This is a genomic window from Anaerosacchariphilus hominis (assembly GCF_014290175.1).
Lineage (GTDB): Bacteria > Bacillota > Clostridia > Lachnospirales > Lachnospiraceae > Laedolimicola > Laedolimicola hominis.
Window position 1 is genome coordinate 229,221 of sequence record NZ_JACOOR010000002.1, and the last position, 20,153, is coordinate 249,373.

Here is a 20,153-nt window from a genome sequence, read left to right on the forward strand (position 1 = left end):
AATTATGGTAAGAATCGGGATGTTTTTAGGAGACCGTTATGAGATTCTGGAGAAAATCGGATCCGGCGGTATGGCGGAAGTCTTCAAGGGAAAAGACCACAAGCTGAATCGCTTTGTGGCAGTAAAGGTGCTGAAGGATGAGTTTGTGGAAGATAAGAATTTCGTCCGCAAGTTCAAGGAGGAGGCCCAGGCCGCGGCGGCGCTGGCCCATCCGAATATTGTAAATGTGTATGACGTGGGAGATGAGCAGAATATCTTCTATATCGTCATGGAGCTGGTGGAGGGCATCACGCTCAAAACCTATATCGAGAAGAAAGGACGTCTGACGGTCAAGGAGGCGACCAGTATCGCCATTCAGGTGGCGTCCGGCCTGGAGATTGCCCATAACAATCAGATCGTACACCGGGATATTAAACCTCAGAATATCATCATTTCCCGGGAGGGTAAGGTGAAGGTGACTGATTTCGGTATCGCCAAGTCCGTATCATCGAATACGAATACGGCGGATGCCATGGGATCCGTACACTACACCTCCCCGGAGCAGGCCAGAGGCGGCTACAGTGACGCCAAGAGCGACATCTATTCCCTGGGTATTGTCATGTATGAGATGGTGACCGGACGGGTTCCCTTCGATGGCGAGACCACGGTGGTGGTGGCTGTGAAGCATCTTCAGGAGGATATTGTATCTCCGCGGGTATACGCGTCGGATGTACCGGTGAGTCTGGAACATATTATTCTGAAATGTACGGAAAAAAGCCCGGATCGCCGTTATGCCAATGTGGCGGAGCTTATCGCGGATCTGAAACAGTCCCTGCTGACTCCCGATGTGAATTTTGTCAAGGAGATCGTGCCGGACGGAGCCAAGACTGTAGCTATCACCCGGGATGAGATTTCAAAAATCAAACGGGAGACCGGACGGATTCCGACGGCCGCAGCCGATGAGGCAGAAGCAAAATACGCCTATCTGGATCACCTGAACGCCGGGGATGACGGCTTCGAGGATGATGAGGATTACGAAGACGACGAAGAGTACGATGACGATTACGAGGATGAAGAGTACGACGAGGACATTACCGAACGTCGGGGCCGCAAGGCAGAAAAGAAAGGCGGTATCTTCGGTTTTCTGAAGGGCAGCGATAAGAAAAAGCAGGATCCGGAGGGGGAAGAAGAGGACGACGATGAGGATGGAGGCATTCTTGATCCGAAGCTGGAAAAGATCATGACCATCGGCGGCATCGTAGCGGCTGTAATCATTGTAATCATTTTTATTGTGATTATCAGTAAGGTACTGGGCTTCGGCGGTTCCTCCAAGAAGGACAACAATGAGCCCCAGATTGAGGACGTCCTGGATGAAAACGTAGAAGTGCCGAATCTGCTTGGTATGAGCTACACCGAGGCCAAGGAAGAACTGAATAAGCTGGGGCTGGGCATCAAGCTGGGCGAGACCCGTTCCTCCGATGAGTACGAGGCAGGCCAGATCATCAGCCAGAGCGAGGAAAGCGGCACAGAAGTGGATAAGAATACCACCATCGTGGTAGATATCTGTGGAGATGGCGAGAAGGTAACCGTTCCGGATGTGACCGGTTATACCCAGGCAAAGGCAGAGAGCGCTCTGAAGGAGCTGGGTCTAACCGCAGATGTGTCCGAGGTCTACAGCGACGATGTGGCCGCAGGTAAGGTCATTTCCACTTCTCCGGCTTTCGGTAAGAAGATCGACAAGAGCAGCGTGGTGAAGGTTATCGTCAGCAAGGGCAAGGAAGAGGAGGATGAGAAAGAGATTGAGGTTCCGACTCTGACCGGTAAGACAGAAGCCAAGGCAAAAGAGCTTTTAAAGGCAGCAGGCTTAAGCGCCGGCGCTTCCCAGGATTACAGCGATACGGTGGAAGAGGGCAGCATCATTTCCCAGAGCCCTGAGGCAGGCAAAAAGGTGACCAAGGATACCGTGGTAAAATATGTGGTCAGCAAGGGTAAAAAGAATACGGATGTCTATATCGGCAACTACAGCGGCATGAGCGAGTCTGAGGCCACCAGCAAGGCACAGGGCAAGGGCCTGAAGGTGGTAGTAGACTATGAGTACAGCTCTTCCGTATCCAGCGGACTGGTGACCCGTACAGAACCGGGCAATGGAAGCACGGTATCTTCGGGCAGCACCCTGAAGATCTGGGTGAGCAAAGGAGTGGAGAAGGTCAATGTACCGGATCTGTCCGGCATGACGGCTTCCCAGGCACAGAGCGCCCTGTCCTCCGCGGGACTGACCCTGGGCGGAACCACCGTGGGAAATGCGGCCTCCAGCGCTGGAGATTCCAACCGGATCTATGACTGGAGTTCCAAGGGATCATCCGTAGCCAAGGGAACCGCCATCAATATTACCGTATACGGCGCCTATGTGGAGCCCACTCCCACTCCGACTCCGGATCCGGGAACCGGCGGAGAGGGCGGCAGTACCCAGGCAAACTAGGATGCAGGAAACAAAAGTACATGCAAGGTAAGATCATAAAAGGGATTGCCGGATTCTACTACGTTCACGTGGCAGAATCCGGCATCTATGAATGCAAAGCAAAAGGAAGCTTCCGGAACCAGAAGGTAAAGCCTCTGGTGGGAGACGATGTTCGGCTGGAAGTGCTGAACGAAGAAGAAAAAAAGGGGAATATCGAAGAGATTCTGCCCCGGAAAAACCAGCTGATCCGCCCGGCTGTGGCCAATGTGGATCAGGCGCTGATGATTTTTTCAGCGGCGAAGCCCAGACCAAACTTCAATCTGCTGGATCGGTTCCTGATACTGATGGAGTATCAGCAGGTTCCGGTGGTGGTCTGCTTTAACAAGCAGGATCTGGCGGCGGAGGAAGAACTGGCAGTTCTGGAGCAGACCTATCGGAGCGCCGGATACGAGGTGCGTTTTACCAGTGCGGCCAGAGAAGAGGGGCTCGGAGAGATTCGAGCTCTTCTGAAGGGAAAAACCAGCACGGTGGCAGGCCCCTCCGGCGTGGGAAAGTCTTCGTTGATTAACCTGCTGGTGCCCGAGGCAGAGATGGAGACCGGAAATATCAGCCGGAAGATCGAAAGAGGAAAGCATACCACCCGCCATTCGGAGCTCTTTGCCCTGGAGGAGGGCGGCTTTATCTTCGATACGCCGGGCTTCAGCTCCATCTATCTGCCGGATATGGAGAAGGAGGAGCTGGGAACCTATTTTCCGGAGTTTGCTCGATACGAGCCCAAATGCAGATTTCAGGGCTGCGCCCATATCCATGAGCCGGGCTGCGGCGTAAAGGAGGCTCTGGAGGCCGGGGAGATCAGCCCCATTCGTTACGAGAATTATAAATTATTATATGAAGAACTGAAAGAAAAGAGGAGGTATTGACATGAACAAGCTGGCACCGTCAATTCTTGCCGCAAATTTTGCGGCACTGGGAGAGGATATCAGAAAAGCGGAGGAGGCAGGCGCAGAGTATCTGCACATTGATGTGATGGATGGACATTTCGTTCCCAGTCTGTCCTTCGGCATGCCCATTATGGAGTCTATTCGTAAGAATTCTGTCATGGTATTCGACGTACATCTGATGATCGACAATCCGGATCAGTATATCAAAGCCTTTGCAGAGGCAGGCGCAGACATCATCACCGTTCACGCGGAGGCCTGCACCCATCTGAACCGTACCGTGGCGGCCATCAAGGAGGCCGGAGCAAAGGCCTGCGTGGCGCTGAATCCGGCCACACCGCTGACCGAGCTGGAGTATATCCTGGAGGATCTGGACATGGTACTTCTGATGACGGTCAATCCGGGATTCGGCGGACAGAAGTATATTGAGAGCTGTACCCGGAAGATTCAGGAGCTTCGGAAGATGATCACCGACCGGGGACTGGAGACTGATATCGAGGTAGACGGCGGAATTAAGCTGAATAACCTGCAGAAGGTTCTGGACGCGGGCGCCAATATCATCGTGGCAGGCTCCGCTGTATTCGCAGGCGACATATCCAAAAATGTCAGAGACTTCATGAAGGTGCTGACAGAGGCATGAAAACAGTCATTGTGAGCGGAGGCAGACTCGATCGTGAGTTTGTCCTCTCCCAGTTAAAAAAGGAAGTCTGGGATCAGCTGATTGCTGTGGATAATGGTCTTCGGTTTCTCTATGAGAATCAGATCCGCCCCACCTGGATCGTGGGAGATTTTGACACGGCGGCCCCGGAGTTGGTGGATTACTACCGAAAGCAGACCGATATTCCCATCCGCACCTATAATCCGGTAAAGGATTCCACGGACACCCAGATCGCCATTGAACTGGCTCTGGAGCTGAAAAGTACAGAGATTACGATTCTGGGCGGCACGGGGACCCGTCTCGACCATGTGCTGGGCAATATCCAGAGTCTGATGCTGGCGAAAAAGGCCGGTGTGGACTGCCGGATTCTGGATGCCTACAATCGGATCCGGATCATCGACGGGGAAACGATTCTGAAAAAGAAAGAGCAGTACGGAACCTATGTGTCCCTGATTCCCCTGACCACAGAGGTCGCCGGTGTGGAGCTGACAGGCTTCAAGTACCCCCTGACCAATTATACCTTTACCAGCACGGGCAGCGCAAGTCTTGGGGTCAGCAATGAAATAACCGAAAATATTGCGGAAATCTGCATGAAATCAGGGACTTTTGTACTGATCGAGTCCCGGGACGAACCACTGAAAGCATAGAAAATGTGTGGGGAATAAAAATACCTTCTGACGTTTTTTTGCGGGGATATGGAAAATTGTGGAAAGAGAGAACAAAAAGTGAGAGAAGAACTCTGCTTTTGCGTTCTCTTTTTTGTGTAAAAGTTCTAAAAAGCACAAAAATCCCAGTGAAAAGGACAGGAAAAAGCAGGGATTGACAAATAAAAAGGTTGCTGTCATAATACGTCCATCAAAACAACATCGCCTGTTCAAAACAAATAAGAATAGGTATTTAATCCCTGAGGAGTGTATGAAAATGCAGGAAACAAAGATTAAACTGAACGCTACGGAGGACGTCAAGGAGTTTGTACAGGAAGCAGGCAAATGCGATTTTGACGTGGACATTTATTATAATCGAATTCTGATTGACGCCAAATCCATTCTGGGAGTCTTGAGCATGGATCTGAACCAGGTACTGACTGTGAAATGTCACGGGGAGAACGGAGAGTTCAACCGGGTACTTTCGAAGTTTGCGACTGCGTAAAACAGAAATAGAAAAGTGAAAAAAGGTAATAAAAAGAACCTGGCCGGGAACGAACGCGTGATCGCACAACCCTGCCGGGGTCTTTTTATATAACCGTTTACAGGATTCTGTTTTGCTTGGCAGAAAGCGGGTTTGATGCTAAGATAGGAGCATGGACGAGAACAGAAATACGGTACGGATCTCTGTGCGGAATCTGGTGGAATTCATCCTTCGCTCCGGGGATCTGGATAATCGAACAGGCGGAAAAGCAGAACTGCAGGCCATGCAGGCAGGAAGCAGACTGCACAGAAAAATACAGAAACAAATGGGCGCAGGCTACCGGGCTGAGGTGGCCTTAAAGGAACAGGTTCCCATGGAGGGGTTCGACTGTATCCTGGAGGGCCGGGCCGACGGAATCTTCACAGAAGAGGACCTGACCTGGATCGATGAGATCAAGGGCGTCTACCGGGAGTTGGAGCGGATCGGGGAACCGGAGCAGGTACACCTGGCCCAGGCTCTCTGCTATGGCTGCATCTATGCCAGACAGCAGGAGTTACAGGAGATCGGCATCCAGATGACCTACGGCAATCTGGAAACAGAGGAACTGAAGTACTTTCGGTTCCGGTGGACCAGGGCGAATTTGGAGGACTGGTTCGGGAAGCTCATGAAAGAATATGAAAAATGGGCCCGGTTTCAGCTGGACTGGAAAGAAACCTGTCGGGACAGCATCCGATCCCTGGAGTTCCCTTTTCCCTACCGGGAGGGGCAGCGGGAGCTGGCAGCCGGAGTCTATCGGACGATCCTGCGGAAAAAGCGGCTGTTTATCCAGGCGCCCACCGGCGTGGGAAAGACCATTTCCACGGTATTTCCGGCAGTAAAGGCTGTGGGCGAAGGGCTGGGGGATCGGATCTTCTATCTGACGGCCAAGACCGTGGCACGGACAGTGGCGGAGGAAGCCTTTCGCATCCTGAGAAAAGATGGGCTTCGGATGAAGAATGTGACGTTGACGGCCAAAGAAAAGCTTTGTGTCTGTGAAGAGGTGGAGTGCAATCCCGACGCCTGCCCCTGTGCGGCAGGTCATTTTGACCGGATTAATGATGCGGTTTATGAGCTTCTGACAGAAGGGCCAGACGAGATCAGCCGGGATGTGATTCTGGAACAGGCGGGAAAGCATCAGGTCTGTCCCTTTGAGCTGAGCCTGGATACAGCTTCCTGGACTGACGTAATTATCTGCGATTATAACTATGTGTTTGATCCCAATGTGCGGTTGAAGCGGTTCTTTGGCGAGGGAGTAAGGGGGGATTATCTCTGCCTCATCGACGAGGCCCACAATCTGGTGGAGCGGAGCCGGGAGATGTTCAGCGCCGCTGTCTGCAAAGAGGATTTTCTGGAGCTGAAGCGGAAGCTGAAAGGAAGGGATAAAAAGACAGAACGGGCCCTGGAGCGCTGTAACCGTTATCTGCTGGGTTTGAAGCGGGAATGTGAGACATGGCAGCTTCATGAGAATGTGGATCCCTTTCTGCTTCAGCTGTTATCCCTGTCCTCGGAGCTGGAGCGCCTGCGGGAAGAGGAACTGGAGCCGGAGCTTCAGAAGGAGGTGCTGGAGTTTTGGTTTACCGTTCGGGACTTTCTGAATGTGGCGGATCGACTGAGCGACAATTATGTGATCTACAGCGAGCTGGACGGGGACGGTTCCTTCCGGCTGAAGCTGTACTGTGTGGAAACAGCGGAAAATCTGCGGGAATGTCTGGACAAGGGCCGGGCCGCCATCTTCTTTTCCGCCACCCTGCTTCCGGTAACTTATTATAAACATCTGTTAGGGGATGGGGAGGATTACGCCATCTATGTGCCGTCGCCCTTTAACCGGGAGAACCGGCTTCTTCTGCTGGGGCAGGATGTGAGCAGCCGCTATACCAGGCGAAATCGGACGGAGTATGAAAAAATCGCCGGCTATCTGAATGGAATGGTGAAGGGAAAACAGGGTAATTATCTGGCTTTTTTCCCTTCTTATCGGATGATGCAGGATGTATATGAAAGCTATCGGGAGCTTTACGGGGAAGAGACGGAGCTTCTGATACAGAAGACGGGAATGCAGGAGACGGAGCGGGAAGTCTTTCTGGACGCCTTTCGACAGGGAGGGGAAGCGGCCCGGGAGGAGAAAAAGAGCCTGCTGGGTTTCTGTGTGCTGGGAGGTATCTTTTCGGAGGGAATCGATCTGAAGGGAGAAGCCCTGATCGGGGCCGCGGTGATCGGAACGGGCCTGCCCCAGATCTGCAATGAACGGGAGATTCTGCGGCAGTATTATGAGAAAAAAGAGATGGACGGCTTTGCCTACGCCTATCGCTATCCGGGCATGAATAAAGTCCTGCAGGCTGCAGGACGTGTGATTCGGACCGACCGGGACGCCGGAGTGATTCTGCTTCTGGATGAGCGGTTCCGGGAGCCGGATTACAGGCGGATGTTTCCCGTGGAATGGGAGGATATCCGGTTCTGCAGGATCCCGGAGGCCGGGACTGTCCTGAAGGACTTCTGGAACACTAGGAAAAGTATTCCAGAAACTGCTTCGCAGCCGGACTGAGGGGAATCTGGTCGCTGTGTACCAGCATCAGCTGACGGCTGGGAAGCTCCTCAGCCAGAGTCAGCGGAAAGAGATCGGAAGGGTGTTGGGGCAGACAGTAGTCCGGCACAAAGGCGATCCCCAGACCGATGGAGGCCAGATCCAGCAGCAGGTCGTTGCTGGAAAGCTCGATCTCAGGAACCAGATCCAGCTGATGCTGCTGAAACAGGTTGTGCAGATATTCACTGGTGGTGCTTTTCCGATCCAGCATCAGGATGGGATAATTCAGCAGCTCCTGAAAGGTCAGCCGTTGATTTTCCAGATTAAAATAATTCCGGTTGGCGATGAAGATGTCCTGGAAGCTCCGCACCTTGGTGAGATGTCCGGCGTTTCCCAGCCGGGAATTGGGATAGTTGGTGAAAATCAGATCCACCTGGCCGCTCTCCAGCAGATCTACGCAGCCGATGGAGGTATTGTTGGTCACCTTGATATGGATGCCCGGGAATTCCTTGTGGAACCGGCTTAAGTAAGGAACCAGAAAGTAGCGGCAGATGGTGTCGCTGGCGCCGATGCGCAGCTGGCCGCCGCCCAGGGAGTTGGATTCCATGATCTGGTTCTCACCCCGCTGAATCAGGTGGATGGCCGGTTCGATATGGCGCAGGAGAATCTCGCCCTCCGGCGTCAGCTGCACCTTTTTCGTACTGCGGATAAAGAGGTTCTGGTTCAGCTTTTTTTCCAGTACCTTGATGGACTGGCTGACTGCGGACTGGGAGATAAACAGCTGCTTGGAGGCCTCCGAGAAGCTTAAGGTCACGGCCACATGGTAAAAGACTTTGTACAGTTCATAATTGATATCCATCAATGTCCGTTCTCCTCCTTTTTCTTGACATTCTTTCCATGGACATTCCGGACGAAGACAAATCCACCCATAAGAGATAACAATGTAAGCAGGGAAATGAGATCGCCCACCCGGTAGAAGGACGGCATTTCCATCCGAATGGTCACTGCGCCGTCGGAAGAGGCGGGCAGGGCCACCCGCAGCCGGAGCAGCTCTCCGTGGCTGGTGGTCAGCTGATTGCCGTTTTCATCGTAGGCATGCAGGTAGGGATAGAAGTTAAAGGGCACGTCCACATAGGAATCGCTGCTGCCCTCCGTCTTATGGTAGGTAAATCCGGCGTCGGTACCGTCCCGGTAGCAGCCGGACAGCTCCACATCCCCGGAGCTCTGAAAGTTCGTATCCTGAACCAGCATCCGGCGGACGCTCACGTATGCGTGGTTATCGCTGATAAGATACAGGGTGTCTGTATCCTGGGAGTGCTCCATCTGGGTATCCCAACCCACGAAGTTCTCGGCGCTGTTGCTGTAGTCGCTCATGTATTTTCCCGAGGTATAGACCAGGAAGATGCCGCAGATCAGGAACAGCAGCTGCTTCTGCTCTCTGGACCGGAAGAAGTAATAGATGGCCAGAGAAGAGGTGATGCCCAGAAACAGGGAAGCAAAGGGCAGAAACCGGGAGGCAAACTGGATCTTCTCGGCGAAGAGGTTCAGGATGGCCACCCGTTGGATGGCTTCCCAGGGGAAGTACACGGAAGAAGCGTACAGGGAGAGAATGCCCAGGCCCAGGCACCATTTTCCCAGATTCATGTGGAAACGATCCGGTTGTTCCTTACGGAAGCACAGCAGCAGGAACAGAAGGCTTCCCGCCAGCAGGATCAGTCCTACCGAGAAGGGCATGGAGTTTGCGAAGCTGGTGCGTCCCAGGGAATCCATGGCCGGATTGTTCAGGGACATGTCAAAGAACTGGGCCGGGTACACGGAGTAGGCGTAGAGATTCCGCTCATCGCCCAGGACGAACATGGCATAGCGCATATGATCCAGGAAGGGAAGGATGAACCACAGATTCAGAAGAATCGTGGACGCGCCTGCCATCAGAATCCGGGGCAGGCGTCCCTTTTCTTTCAGCTTTCTGATGTTCCAGAGGGCGAAAAGCACACAGAAGCCCAGGGCGATCTCTGTGGAAATCACATGGGACTGGAACATGCCGGTAAAGGCCAGGACAGCGATCCACCACTTTTTCGTATTACCCAGAAACAGGTGGTACATGCCGATGACCAGAAGGGGCAGGAAGATGGTGGCCAGCACCTCGCCCAGAGCTGCCCGGGTGTACAGATTGATAAGGCGGTACATGGACATGGTATACAGGAAGGACGCAATGAGGCCGATCCGCCGGGAACGGCACAGGTGGGAAAAGGCGTAGTAGGATACCGCGGCCGTGGCCAGATTCACCGTTAAAATCATCAGATGCCAGCAGCCGATGGGTGAGAGTCCCATGCGGCACAGCAGGGCGAAGGGGTACAGGAAAAACTCGGAATACAGCATGGGAGCCCCGTAGCCGAAGCCCCGGAACATCCGGGCATGGTAGCGGATGGGAAGCAGGGTTTCACCCAGGCCCTCGGACAGGTTAAAGAGCCGCCCGTAGTGGAAGTACATATCGTGTCCGGAGGGAAGCCAGGGGAAGCACATGGGAAGGGTGGTCCAGAGGGCTGCGAACAGAAGCAGAAGCAGCGGCTCGGGGCGTACCTTGTGTTTCCGGCGGTACACCAGAAACAGAACCGACGCCAGCAGAAGAAGACCGGCATAGATATAGGGATCCTTATAAAGTCCCCGCTGGGATAGCAGATAGATGCTGTCGAAGGTCAGGGGAGCCACAGAGTTTACCCGGAACTGGACGGCCTCCACATAGTCTTCCACAGTGAAGGTCACATGGATATTTTCTCCGTCAGTGGAGATAGGGGCGGAGGCCAGCACCTTTCCACAGGTATTGTCCTCATTCACATAGTAGGGATCGAAGACATCCACAGAGCTGCCTTCGGTGTCGGAGGTCACATTAAAGGTAACCTCGTAGGTTCCGTGCTTCAGATAGTGGCTGTCCGTGTTCAGGGTAAAGGTTCCCAGACCTGCGGGAATGTCCAGAACGCCGCCGTCCGCGTGGAAAGTGCCGGCCAGATCATCCGGGTATTCCAGGGTGTCGCTGAGAAAGGTCTGCTCCGTATAATCCTGAAAGGGCATAATGAGAAGAATCAGAACCAGAAGGGCGGTGATGAGACACTGTCCTTTTATTTTGCTGAAGTATTTCATAAGCGTTTCTCCTGATGATTTAGATTTCTGTTAAAATATCTTATAAAAAATATTATAGCATAGGTTTTTCGGAAAAGCTATTAGTTAAAGTTATAAATGATTTTAAATCTATTAATTATACTTATGGAGACATTTATGGTATCATGGAGACAGGAATTGTTACATGAGGGATAATATGGTATAATGTCGCCAGACATTATACCTTGCCGAATGGCATCCTTAGCGGAGCGTACATATCCGCAGGATATGGTATAATGTCGCCAGACATTATACGGAAACATTATACCGTGCTGAGAATACTATTTTTTAGGAGGTCGGTTATGAGCAACGTAAGAAGAATCTATGTGGAGAAGAAAGAAGCCTTTGCAGTCAAGGCGAAGGAACTTCAGGAGGAGATCCAGAGCTTTCTGGGAATCGAGGATGTGAAGGGCGTTCGGGTGCTGATCCGCTACGACGTGGAGAACATCTCGGATGAAGTCTTTGCCCGTGCCTGCAGGACGGTATTTTCCGAGCCGCCTGTAGATATCTTATATGAAGAGAAGTTTGAGACTGCGCCGGACGCCCATGTGTTCAGTGTGGAGTTTCTGCCGGGACAGTTCGATCAGAGAGCGGATTCCGCCGTACAGTGCGTCCGTTTCCTGAAGGAGGACGAGCAGCCGGTGATCCGTACCGCCACCACCTATGTCATCGAGGGCACTATCTCTGACGAGGAGCTGGCTTCCATCAAGAGCTACTGCATCAACCCGGTAGATTCCCGGGAGGCAGCCGTAGAAAAGCCGGATACCCTGGTGACCGTATTTTCCGAGCCGGCGGATGTGAAGATTTTCGACGGCTTCTGCGATATGGATGAGGCCCTTTTAAAAGAGCTTTACAGCTCCCTGAATCTGGCCATGACCTTCCGTGACTTCCAGCATATCCAGAATTATTTTAAGGACGAGGAGAAGCGGAATCCGTCCATGACTGAGATTCGCGTGCTGGACACCTACTGGTCCGACCACTGCCGCCATACCACCTTCTCCACAGAGCTGACAAATGTAAGCTTTGAAGAAGGTTATTATAAGAAACCCATTGAAGAGACCTATCGGCAGTATCTGGCTGACCGTGCCGAGATTTTTAAAGGAAGAAAGGACAAGTTTGTCTGCCTGATGGATCTGGCACTGATGGCCATGCGGAAGCTGAAGGCCGAGGGCAAGCTTCAGGATCAGGAAGAATCCGATGAAATCAATGCCTGCTCCATCGTAGTTCCCGTGGAAATCGACGGAACAGTAGAGGAGTGGCTGGTAAATTTTAAAAATGAGACCCATAACCATCCGACGGAGATCGAGCCCTTCGGCGGCGCTGCCACTTGTCTGGGCGGAGCCATCCGTGATCCGCTGTCAGGACGTACCTATGTATATCAGGCCATGCGTGTAACCGGAGCGGCAGATCCCACCGTATCGGTAAAGGAGACTCTGAAGGGTAAGCTGCCCCAGAAAAAGCTGGTGCGCGGCGCAGCCCACGGCTACAGCTCCTACGGCAACCAGATCGGTCTGGCTACCGGTTATGTAAAAGAGATTTATCATCCGAACTACGTGGCGAAGCGTATGGAAATCGGCGCTGTCATGGGCGCGGCTCCCAGAAAGGACGTCATTCGTGAGACCTCCGATCCGGGTGATCTGATCATCCTGCTGGGCGGCGAAACCGGACGCGATGGCTGTGGCGGAGCTACCGGATCCTCCAAGGTCCACACGGAGAAGTCCATCGAGACCTGCGGCGCTGAGGTGCAGAAGGGTAACGCTCCCACCGAGCGTAAGATTCAGAGACTATTCCGCCGTCCCGAGGTAACCCGTCTGATTAAGAAGTGTAACGATTTCGGCGCAGGCGGCGTATCCGTAGCCATCGGCGAGCTGGCAGACGGCCTGAAGGTGAATCTGGATCTGGTACCGAAAAAATACGCCGGCCTGGACGGCACCGAGATCGCCATTTCCGAGTCCCAGGAGCGTATGGCTGTGGTCGTGGACAAGAAGGACGAGGCAGAGTTCCTGAAATATGCCGCAGAGGAGAATCTGGAGGCCACCACCGTGGCGGTGGTCACTGAGGATCCGAGACTGGTTCTCTCCTGGAGAGGCAAGGAGATCGTGAATATCTCCAGAGCATTCCTGGATACCAACGGCGCCCATCAGGAGACGACTGTAGCGGTAGACCTGCCCGCCGAGCAGGATAAATATTTTGTAAGAAACGACGTCGAGGATGTCCGCGCCAAGTGGCTGGATACCCTGAAAGACTTAAACGTATGCTCCCAGAAGGGCCTGGTGGAGATGTTCGACAGCTCCATCGGCGCAGGCAGCGTCCTGATGCCTTACGGCGGCAAATATCAGCTGACCGAGACCCAGGCCATGGTGGCGAAGCTTCCGGTGCTGAAAGGCAAGACCGACGTGGTAACCATGATGAGTTACGGCTTTGACCCCTATCTGTCCAGTTGGAGCCCCTATCATGGCGCTGTTTACGCAGTCATTGAGTCCGTGGCGAGAATCGTGGCGGCAGGCGGCGATTACAGCAAAATCCGTTTCACCTTCCAGGAGTACTTCCGCAGAATGACCGAGGATCCTCATCGCTGGAGCCAGCCCTTTGCAGCGCTCCTTGGCGCGTACAGCGCGCAGCTGGGCTTCGGACTGCCCTCCATCGGAGGAAAGGACAGTATGTCCGGTACCTTCAATGAGATCGACGTACCGCCCACACTGGTATCCTTTGCAGTGGATGTGGCCAGTGATAAGACCATCATTACGCCGGAGCTGAAAAAAGCAGGCAATAAGCTGGTTCTGGTTCAGATTCACAGAGACGCTTACGATCTGCCGGATTATGAGGAGATCAAGAGCCTGTATGGCCGCTTCTTCGAGGACGTAAAGGCAGGACGGATTGTTTCCGCTTACGCTCTGGACGGTTCCGGTCTGGCAGCCGCTGTCAGCAAGATGTCCTTTGGTAATAAGCTGGGCGTTCAGATTGAGCACAGCGTAGATAAGAGAGACCTGTTTACCGCAGGCTTCGGCGATATCGTAGCGGAGGTTCCCGCAGACAAGGTGGCTGAGCTTGGCGTAACCTATACCGTAATCGGTGAGGTAACCGAAAGCGGCTTCGCTTACGGCGATATGAAGATCGATACAGAGGAAGCGCTGAAGACCTGGGAAGAGCCGCTGGAGAAGGTATTCCCAACCACCGCAGTGGCAGGAGCCGAGAAGGTGGAAAGTCCGCTTTACAAGGCAGACAGCGTCTATGTATGCAAGCATAAGGTGGCGCGTCCCACCGTATTTATTCCGGTATTCCCGGGAACCAACTGCGAGTATGACAGCGCAAAGGCCTTTGAGCGCGCAGGCGCGGACGTGATTACCAGAGTATTCCGCAACCTGTCCGCCAAAGATATCCGCGAGTCTGTAGAGGAGTTTGAAAAGGCCATCAGCCAGGCGCAGATTATCATGTTCCCCGGCGGCTTTTCCGCAGGCGACGAGCCGGACGGCTCCGCCAAGTTTTTCGCGACAGCTTTCCAGAATGCCCGGATGAAAGAGGCAGTTATGAAGCTGTTGAACGAGCGGGACGGTCTGGCACTGGGAATCTGCAACGGCTTCCAGGCCCTGATCAAGCTGGGACTGGTGCCCTACGGCGAGATTGTGGGGCAGACGGAGGATTCCCCGACCCTGACCTTCAACACCATCAACCGCCACGTATCCAAGATGGTCTACACGAAGGTGGTTACCAACAAGTCCCCGTGGCTTGCAGGCGCAGAACTGGGCAAGACTTATGTAAACCCGGCGTCCCACGGCGAAGGCCGCTTCGTGGCAGACAAAGAGTGGATTGACAAGCTCTTTGCCAATGGCCAGGTAGCAACCCAGTATGTAAATCCGGAGGGCGAGGCCAGCATGGACGAGTACTGGAATGTGAACGGTTCCTATGCAAGCATCGAGGGAATCACAAGCCCGGACGGACGTGTTCTGGGTAAGATGGCGCACTCCGAGCGCCGGGGCGACGCTGTTGCCATCAATATTTACGGGGAGCAGGACATGAAGATCTTCGAGTCCGGCGTGGCATATTTTAAGTAAAAGAGGACAAAGGATGAAACTGCAAAAAGCTGCAGATAGAGTAATTGCTGTTCTGGGTCTGGCACTCTTCGGAGTGCTGACCGGGTTCAGCCTGTTTTTTACATCATATTTTGCGTTGACCTATGAGGAGATCCCGTACCAGATGACGGATCTCCTCCCTCTGGTTCTGGCGCTTTCGGGAATCGCGGTGTGGATTCTGCATCTGATTACGGGCTGGATGCTGAATGGAGAAGAGAGAAGGCAGGAGCGCAGGATTCGGATTCTGCTGGGTCTGGTGTTGGTCTGTGCCCTGGCCTTCGGTGTCTGGTGGGTTCGGGCGGCCAAATGTATTCCACTGGGGGATCAGGCTTCCGTCTGCACGGCGGCGGAGCAGTTTCGAAACGGAGACTTTTCCATGTTGACGGACAAGTCCTATGAACGGTATCTGTATATTCATCCCCACCAGCTGGGGCTGACAGCCCTGACAGAACTGATTTTCCTGGTATTTGGAAATGGCAATTATATGGCCTTTGAGTACCTGAATTGTCTGGGGGTCTGTGTAATTCTGTATACAGGCTACCGGATTCTGGGACTTCTGACGGAGGACAGACGGGCCCGGGTCTTTTATCTGTTCCTGGGGGCAGCCTGCTTTCCGCTGCTGTTCTATGTGGCCTTCGTATATGGGGAGATTCCCTCCATGACCTTTTCCGGTCTGGCCCTCTGGTGCTTTCTGGAGTATCGGATGCAGCGGGAAGAAAAGGGAAAAAAGTGGATTTGGCTGCTGCTGTGCGCGGCGACCTGCGCCCTGGCCTGCCTGATTCGGAATAACTGTATGATTCTTCTGATGGCCATGGGGCTGATTCTGGCAGCCACGGCTCTGAGTGAAAGGAGGCTGCAGCCACTTCTGGCCGCGGTACTTCTGGTGGTGGTCTTTGCGGGAGCCCGCACGGGGCTTCGGATCTTTTATGAGCAGCGTTCCGGCGTGGAGATCAACGACGGCGCGCCCATGATTCTTTATGTGGCCATGGGAATGCAAAAAGGCGAGGGCGCGCCGGGCTGGTCCAACGGCTACATCCTTCATAACTACTGGGGGGCATCAGATTTCGACGCGGAGGCTTCCACAGCCATGGCGGTACAGGATATCCGCACTTCGGCAAAAGAATTTGTGGATAATCCCGGCTATGCGTTCCGATTCTATGTGGAAAAGTTCACCAGCCAGTGGAACGATCCCACCTACGAGTGCTTTGCCATGACCCACATCAACGGGGAAGCCAGAGGACCGGTGGCCAACAGTATGTTTGACGGCAAGCTCCACGCACTGATGTGCTGGTTTATGAATGTGTATCAGACCCTGATTTATGGCGGCGTGTTCCTGTGGGTTCTGCAGGGGTTCTGGAAAAAGAAGGATTTGTCCGTTTATATTCTTCTGGTGTCGGTATTCGGCGGCTTCCTGTTCCATATGCTGTGGGAGGCCAAGGGACGCTATATTCTGCCTTATTTTATCCTGATGCTGCCTATGGCCGCGGCGGGTCTTTCGGAAACGGCAAGGCGGGCGCAGGTCTGGATAGAGAGAAAAGGCGTATTACGGAAAAAGGAGTAGGGCATGGCAGAGAAGCAAAACTGGGTAAAAAAATACAAAGGACAGCTGATTCTGACGGTTCTGCTGGTGCTTTTGGTACTCGTCGCGCCCTTTGATACTTATTATCAGAGAGAGGTAGGCGCAGAGGAGCTGGAGGTTCCTTCGGAGGCCGAAGAAACGGCTGTAGTAACGGAGGATGAGGAACCGGCGCTGGTGATCGAGGGCGGCACAGGTTATACGGGCTCTGTGGCGCAGACGGAAGAGATTACCCTGCAGAAGGGAAGCTACCGCCTGCAGGTGGTGGGGCTTTCCGAGAGCGGAGAGAATCGGATCGAGGTCTGGAGTACCCGCTGTCTGAACGGGGATAATTCCGAGGGCAGGCTTCTGGCAGACGCGTCTCTGGAGCCCGGAGGCGAGATGACGGAGCTTGCGTTCCAGGCAGAGGCTTCTCTGGAGGAGGTACAGTTCCGCATCGTGTACGGCGGAACGGGCAGCATGAATGTGAGCAGCCTGTACCTGGTCAGTCAACAGAGGATGTATCGGGATCCGGTGATTCTGGCAGGATTGGTCGTGCTGGCTTCCTTGCTGATTTTCCTGTATCGGATCCGGAAAGGCGACCCGGATGGGACGGGAAAGACGGCTTTTCTGGTGCTGGGAGCGGCAGTGATCATAAGTTCTCTGCCACTGACTTTTCAGTATGTGCTGGACGGCAATGACCTCTACTATCAGTTTAACCGGATTCAGGGAATCCAGGAGGCGCTGAAGGCCGGACAGTTCCCAGTGAAGCTTCACAGCACCTTCCTCCATGGTTATGGCTATGGGTCCTCCATTTTTTATCCGGAGCTGTTTTTATATTTTCCGGCATTCCTGGGCTGCCTTGGCATGTCCCTGGTGGGCTGCTACCGGCTGCTGCTCCTGGGCGTGCACGCGGCGACAGCCTTTGTGAGCTACCGCTCTTTTTCGGCGGTTATGGAGTCCCGGGAGAAGGGCATGCTGGCGGCGGTATTCTATACCCTGTCGGTGTACCGGCTGCTCGATCTGTATACCCGGGCGGCTCTGGGCGAGGGTATGGCCATGATATTCCTGCCGCTGGTTCTGTGGGGCATGTACGAGCTGTTTCTGGGAAATGAGAAAAAGTGGTATCTGGCGGCCCTGGGCTTTACGGGCGTGATGCAGTGCCATATTTTGTCCACGGAACTGGCTCTGGGCTTTTCAGCCCTCTTTGGACTGATTTATATCCGGAGATTAAAGGAAAAGGGGAGGATTCCGGCGCTTGCTCTGGGGACAGTGAGTACGGCTCTGATGAATGTGGGGCTGGTACTGCCTATTCTTCAGCATACGGCCTACCCATTTAAGGTGTTCTCGGTGGAGAGTACTCTGAGCTGGTGGACGGTGACACTGCCAAAGCTTTTTGACCTTCTCATGTTCAATCCCACAGAGCGGATGTACGCGGGATTGGAGAACAGCGGGGAAATGCCCTGTACCATCGGTTTTGTGCTGTTTCTGGGGATTCTGGCCTTCCTGTATGTGTGGCTGACCCGGCCAGAAAAACGGAAGGCTGATCCGGGACTTCGGCGCTGCATGACGGCGCTGGTTCTGGCGGGCATCGGGCTCTATGTGTCCACCTGCTATTTCCCCTGGGACAGGGTGCAGAGCATCGGGCTCCTGAACCGGCTGGTGAGCACAGTCCAGTTCCCCTGGCGGTGTCTGGCCATTTCCACGGCACTCCTCTGCCCAGTCTGCGCCGAAGGTGTCTGGCATCTCAGTGAGAACCGGGAGCTTCGGAAAGGACTGTGCGTGGGCGCGGGTGTGCTGGCAGTGCTGTGTAGCCTGATTTATGTAAACCGGTACTGCGAGGAGGCCATGCCGCGGTATACGTCTCTGAATCAGTATCAGCGGGAGAAGGCCCAGGTGGATGTGATGTATTTTGTGGACGTGGAGCATTCCAACAGCTTCCGGATGTGGAACCGGGACGATACCTTTGTGGCATCTGACGGGGTGGAGCTGGCGGACTGCGCGCGGACGGAGAAGCCTGCAGCCGGATTTTCCTTTGAAAAGGCAGAGGGAGCAGGGGCTTATGTGGATGTGTCCCTGACCTGGTATCCGGATTATGGTGCGCGGCTGTCTGACGGCACAGAGCTTACGACGGGCATCGGGGACGGCGGCGTGCTCAGGGTGTATCTGCCGGAGGAGGCGAAAGGGAGCGTGAAGGTCTTTTACCGGGAGCCCGGGTATATTCATCTGGGAAGATGGATTTCGCTGGTAAGCTTTCTTGGAGTGTGCCTGGTTTGGGTTCGGAAAAGTGCTTCGAAAAAGAAAAAAGAATGAGAGATAGATTCCGTATAGAATCGGATGAACGGCGCATACTACTTTTACAGACAAGTACGCGGATGGCTGGAGGCTGTCTGCGTACTTTTATTTTAAAGTTTTATAAGGAGGTAAGATGCGATGACGAGACTGGACTGTACGGTGAACAGCTGCCTATATAACAAGGAGCGGTGCTGCTGCAAGGACAATATTGAGGTGGAAGGTCAGGACGCGAGACATTCCAGGGAGACCTGCTGTAAGAGCTTTCGGGAACGGGGCGAGGGACAGGCGCTGAGTGTGGTGGATATTCCGACGCGGAATACGGAGGTGGCCTGCGGAGCCTGTGACTGTACCTTCAATGAGAACTGTAGATGTACGGCGAAGCATATCGGGATCGCGGGCGGGGCGGCCTGCGAGTGTGGGGAGACGGAATGCGCTACGTTCCGGTGCCGGTGTGAGTAGAATGTAAGTGGTGCTCAGCCAGGACAATTGGGTGCCTGCTCTGGATTGTCCTGGCCGGGATTAAGTTCCACGCATGAAAAACGGACGCCGAGCGTGCCATCGGCTGGGGTGAAGCGTTTGTATTAAGACAGCATGCCGCCCAGGGTGCCTCCGGCGGTGCAGAGCAGCAGGGTGGTGACGAAGTGGGAGCTGGTGCCGGAGAAGCCCTGACCGGCGGCCAGGGAGATGAGGGTCAGCAGGGTAAAGTACAGGAGGCCGAAGACGGTGCCCCAGAGATACTTGCGGGTTTTCATCATTTTGCCTTCAAGGAAACCACCCAGGAAGCAGGACAGCAGATAGACGGCGGTAATTCCGATGTTCACGGCGGCCTCGGAGAGGCGGAGTCTGTAAAGGAGCAGGGCCAGCAGCAAGAGCGACAGGCCGGTAAGGATGTAGGAGGCCAGGAGGGCCTTCAGCATGGGGAGGGCAGCGCCCCGACAGGGTTTCGTTTTTTCCATGGTTTGTTCCTCCTTCAGGGGCGGTCCTGGAATGTCCGCCTTTTCTGATTCAGTATATGAGAAGAAAGTCGGTGAAATTACAGGAAAAAGTACTTTTAAAATCCGTGTGGATATGCTATACTATTCTGTAACTACAGGGCATTATATCTATAAGCCCTGGAAGATAGAGAGACAGGAGGGAAACCAAGATGAAGCATATTCAGACACTGAACACACAGATTCTGCAGAATACCGTGAAAAAAGGTGGCTGCGGAGAGTGCCAGACATCCTGCCAGTCAGCATGTAAGACATCCTGCACCGTAGGAAACCAGACATGCGAGCAGCATAAATAAGGCATTAAAAAAAGCGTTTAGAATACCCCGCCGCTGACGGCGGGGTATTTGATCGATCAAAGATATTTAAG

At 53.8% G+C, this 20,153-nt stretch carries 14 protein-coding genes; 11 read left to right on the top strand and 3 right to left on the bottom strand.

Translation table 11 applies throughout. From position 1 onward, the window contains the following. The first annotated feature begins 4 nt into the window (after window positions 1–4). The 6 genes from pknB to H8S44_RS03625 all read left to right on the top strand — a co-directional run bounded on the left by pknB (window position 5) and on the right by H8S44_RS03625 (window position 7,739). Complete coding sequence (gene pknB, locus H8S44_RS03600; protein WP_186873213.1) at window positions 5–2,458, top strand: Stk1 family PASTA domain-containing Ser/Thr kinase; 2,454 nt, start codon at window positions 5–7, stop codon at window positions 2,456–2,458. A 20-nt stretch (window positions 2,459–2,478) separates the two neighbouring features. After that, entirely contained in the window at window positions 2,479–3,357 is an 879-nt protein-coding gene (gene rsgA / locus H8S44_RS03605; protein WP_186873212.1) for a ribosome small subunit-dependent GTPase A, read from the top strand. Window position 3,358: 1 nt separating this feature from the next. Further along, window positions 3,359–4,015 carry a ribulose-phosphate 3-epimerase gene (gene rpe, locus H8S44_RS03610; protein ID WP_186873211.1) on the top strand — a complete coding sequence of 219 codons (657 nt, stop codon included), beginning with the start codon at window positions 3,359–3,361 and terminating at the stop codon, window positions 4,013–4,015. Then, window positions 4,012–4,680: a thiamine diphosphokinase gene (locus H8S44_RS03615; RefSeq protein ID WP_186873210.1), complete on the top strand. Its 669-nt coding sequence runs from the start codon at window positions 4,012–4,014 to the stop codon at window positions 4,678–4,680. Before rpe ends, H8S44_RS03615 begins: the two co-directional genes overlap by 4 nt. 274 nt (window positions 4,681–4,954) lie before the next feature. Then, entirely contained in the window at window positions 4,955–5,182 is a 228-nt protein-coding gene (locus tag H8S44_RS03620; protein WP_186873209.1) for an HPr family phosphocarrier protein, read from the top strand. 151 nt (window positions 5,183–5,333) lie between these two features. After that, on the top strand, window positions 5,334–7,739 hold the full coding sequence (locus tag H8S44_RS03625; protein ID WP_186873208.1) for an ATP-dependent DNA helicase: 2,406 nt from the start codon (window positions 5,334–5,336) through the stop codon (window positions 7,737–7,739). Here the strand turns inward: H8S44_RS03625 and H8S44_RS03630 are convergent. Then, window positions 7,699–8,577, bottom strand: a complete 879-nt coding sequence (locus H8S44_RS03630) for a LysR family transcriptional regulator (protein ID WP_186873207.1) — start codon at window positions 8,575–8,577, stop codon at window positions 7,699–7,701. The two genes, H8S44_RS03625 and H8S44_RS03630, sit on opposite strands and share 41 nt — an antisense overlap. After that, window positions 8,577–10,856: a glycosyltransferase family protein gene (locus H8S44_RS03635; RefSeq protein WP_186873206.1), complete on the bottom strand. Its 2,280-nt coding sequence runs from the start codon at window positions 10,854–10,856 to the stop codon at window positions 8,577–8,579. Before H8S44_RS03635 ends, H8S44_RS03630 begins: the two co-directional genes overlap by 1 nt. A 320-nt stretch (window positions 10,857–11,176) precedes the next feature. Here H8S44_RS03635 and H8S44_RS03640 point away from each other — a divergent pair, with 320 nt between their 5' ends. The 4 genes from H8S44_RS03640 (at window position 11,177) to H8S44_RS03655 (ending at window position 19,253) form a co-directional block, all read left to right on the top strand. Continuing rightward, the gene (locus H8S44_RS03640) at window positions 11,177–14,926 is read left to right on the top strand and encodes a phosphoribosylformylglycinamidine synthase (protein ID WP_186873205.1); all 3,750 of its coding nucleotides are present in this window, start codon (window positions 11,177–11,179) and stop codon (window positions 14,924–14,926) included. Window positions 14,927–14,939: 13 nt separating this feature from the next. Beyond that, window positions 14,940–16,505, top strand: a complete 1,566-nt coding sequence (locus H8S44_RS03645; RefSeq protein WP_186873204.1) for a glycosyltransferase family 39 protein — start codon at window positions 14,940–14,942, stop codon at window positions 16,503–16,505. A gap of 3 nt (window positions 16,506–16,508) precedes the next feature. Then, on the top strand, window positions 16,509–18,812 hold the full coding sequence (locus H8S44_RS03650) for a glycosyltransferase family protein (protein ID WP_186873203.1): 2,304 nt from the start codon (window positions 16,509–16,511) through the stop codon (window positions 18,810–18,812). A 120-nt stretch (window positions 18,813–18,932) separates the two neighbouring features. Further along, window positions 18,933–19,253, top strand: coding sequence for a DUF1540 domain-containing protein (locus H8S44_RS03655; protein ID WP_186873202.1), 321 nt, complete (start codon window positions 18,933–18,935; stop codon window positions 19,251–19,253). A 122-nt stretch (window positions 19,254–19,375) separates the two neighbouring features. Here H8S44_RS03655 and H8S44_RS03660 read toward each other — a convergent pair whose 3' ends face one another. Next, on the bottom strand, window positions 19,376–19,750 hold the full coding sequence (locus H8S44_RS03660; RefSeq protein WP_186873201.1) for a TIGR04086 family membrane protein: 375 nt from the start codon (window positions 19,748–19,750) through the stop codon (window positions 19,376–19,378). 188 nt (window positions 19,751–19,938) lie between these two features. On the opposite strand from H8S44_RS03660, the gene scfA reads away from it, so the two are divergent. Then, entirely contained in the window at window positions 19,939–20,082 is a 144-nt protein-coding gene (scfA, locus tag H8S44_RS03665; protein WP_158362647.1) for a six-cysteine ranthipeptide SCIFF, read from the top strand. The last annotated feature ends 71 nt before the right edge of the window (window positions 20,083–20,153 follow it).

Bases quoted from the DNA above. Each gene is read 5' to 3' on its own strand.
- pknB (WP_186873213.1), top strand. From the start codon at position 5: ATGGTAAGAATCGGGATGTTTTTAGGAGACCGTTATGAGATTCTGGAG.
- rsgA (WP_186873212.1), top strand. From the start codon at position 2,479: ATGCAAGGTAAGATCATAAAAGGGATTGCCGGATTCTACTACGTTCAC.
- rpe (WP_186873211.1), top strand. From the start codon at position 3,359: ATGAACAAGCTGGCACCGTCAATTCTTGCCGCAAATTTTGCGGCACTG.
- H8S44_RS03615 (WP_186873210.1), top strand. From the start codon at position 4,012: ATGAAAACAGTCATTGTGAGCGGAGGCAGACTCGATCGTGAGTTTGTC.
- H8S44_RS03620 (WP_186873209.1), top strand. From the start codon at position 4,955: ATGCAGGAAACAAAGATTAAACTGAACGCTACGGAGGACGTCAAGGAG.
- H8S44_RS03625 (WP_186873208.1), top strand. From the start codon at position 5,334: ATGGACGAGAACAGAAATACGGTACGGATCTCTGTGCGGAATCTGGTG.
- H8S44_RS03630 (WP_186873207.1), bottom strand. From the start codon at position 8,577: ATGGATATCAATTATGAACTGTACAAAGTCTTTTACCATGTGGCCGTG.
- H8S44_RS03635 (WP_186873206.1), bottom strand. From the start codon at position 10,856: ATGAAATACTTCAGCAAAATAAAAGGACAGTGTCTCATCACCGCCCTT.
- H8S44_RS03640 (WP_186873205.1), top strand. From the start codon at position 11,177: ATGAGCAACGTAAGAAGAATCTATGTGGAGAAGAAAGAAGCCTTTGCA.
- H8S44_RS03645 (WP_186873204.1), top strand. From the start codon at position 14,940: ATGAAACTGCAAAAAGCTGCAGATAGAGTAATTGCTGTTCTGGGTCTG.
- H8S44_RS03650 (WP_186873203.1), top strand. From the start codon at position 16,509: ATGGCAGAGAAGCAAAACTGGGTAAAAAAATACAAAGGACAGCTGATT.
- H8S44_RS03655 (WP_186873202.1), top strand. From the start codon at position 18,933: ATGACGAGACTGGACTGTACGGTGAACAGCTGCCTATATAACAAGGAG.
- H8S44_RS03660 (WP_186873201.1), bottom strand. From the start codon at position 19,750: ATGGAAAAAACGAAACCCTGTCGGGGCGCTGCCCTCCCCATGCTGAAG.
- scfA (WP_158362647.1), top strand. From the start codon at position 19,939: ATGAAGCATATTCAGACACTGAACACACAGATTCTGCAGAATACCGTG.